Raw genomic sequence first — 1,152 nt, 5'->3', positions numbered from 1 at the left:
CCACAGCCCCCTTCCCGGGCCTTCGCCCGCCGTCCCACCGGGAGTCCACCGATGTTCGAGGCGGTCGAGGAACTCATCGGCGAACACGCCGACCTCGAACGACAGCTCGCCGACCCCTCCATCCACGCCGACCGCGCCCGCGCCCGCGCCCTCAACCGGCGTTACGCCGAACTGACCCCCGTGCTGGCCGCCTACCGGGAATGGGTCGCCTGCGGGGAGGACGTCGCGACGGCCCGCGAGCTGGCCGCCGAGGACACCGACTTCCTCGCCGAGGCGAAGAGCCTGGAGACCCGGCGCGAGGAGCTGACCGAGCGCCTGCGCCTGCTGCTGGTGCCCCGGGACCCGGAGGACGACAAGGACGTCATCCTGGAGATCAAGGCCGGCGAGGGCGGCGACGAGTCCGCGCTGTTCGCCGCCGACCTGCTGCGGATGTACCTGCGCTACGCCGAGCGCCACGGCTGGCGCGCCGAGGTCCTCGGGGCCACCCCCTCCGACCTGGGCGGGTACAAGGACGTGCAGGTGGCGGTCAAGGCGCGCGGCGTCGCCGAGCCGGGGCAGGGCGTGTGGGCGCGCCTGAAGTACGAGGGCGGCGTCCACCGCGTGCAGCGGGTCCCCGCCACCGAGTCCCAGGGCCGCATCCACACCTCCGCCGCCGGCGTGCTGGTCCTGCCCGAGGCCGAGGACGTGGACGTGGAGGTCAACCCGAACGACCTGCGCATCGACGTCTACCGCTCCTCCGGACCCGGCGGCCAGTCGGTCAACACCACCGACTCCGCGGTGCGCATCACCCACCAGCCCACCGGCATCGTCGTCTCCTGCCAGAACGAGAAGAGCCAGCTGCAGAACAAGGAGCAGGCGCTGCGCATCCTGCGCGCCCGACTGCTGGCCGCCGCCCGCGAGGAGGCCGACCGCGAGGCGTCCGACGCCCGCCGCAGCCAGGTCCGCACCGTGGACCGCTCCGAGCGGGTGCGCACCTACAACTTCCCGGAGAACCGGATCTCCGACCACCGCGTCGGCTTCAAGGCGTACAACCTGGACCAGGTCCTGGACGGCGAGTTGGACCCGGTCATCCAGGCGTGCGTCGACGCGGACTCCGCCGCCCGGCTCGCCGCGGCCCGATGAGCGGCGCGGGTCGGGGGCCGGGGGCCGGGG

General features: G+C 73.8%; 1 protein-coding gene. It reads left to right on the top strand.

The window, feature by feature from the left end; all coding sequences use genetic code 11:
- The first annotated feature begins 51 nt into the window (after nt 1-51).
- Nucleotides 52-1,122 carry a peptide chain release factor 1 gene (gene prfA, locus FNQ90_RS24085; RefSeq protein ID WP_182608275.1) on the top strand — a complete coding sequence of 357 codons (1,071 nt, stop codon included), beginning with the start codon at nt 52-54 and terminating at the stop codon, nt 1,120-1,122.
- The last annotated feature ends 30 nt before the right edge of the window (nt 1,123-1,152 follow it).

Source organism: Streptomyces alkaliphilus, assembly GCF_014141535.1.
In the GTDB taxonomy this organism is placed as follows: Bacteria; Actinomycetota; Actinomycetes; order Streptomycetales; family Streptomycetaceae; genus Streptomyces; species Streptomyces alkaliphilus.
The sequence above is the reverse complement of the archived record's forward strand: the minus strand, read 5'-3'. Positions and strand labels throughout refer to the sequence as shown.

Bases quoted from the DNA above. Each gene is read 5' to 3' on its own strand.
- prfA (WP_182608275.1), top strand. From the start codon at position 52: ATGTTCGAGGCGGTCGAGGAACTCATCGGCGAACACGCCGACCTCGAA.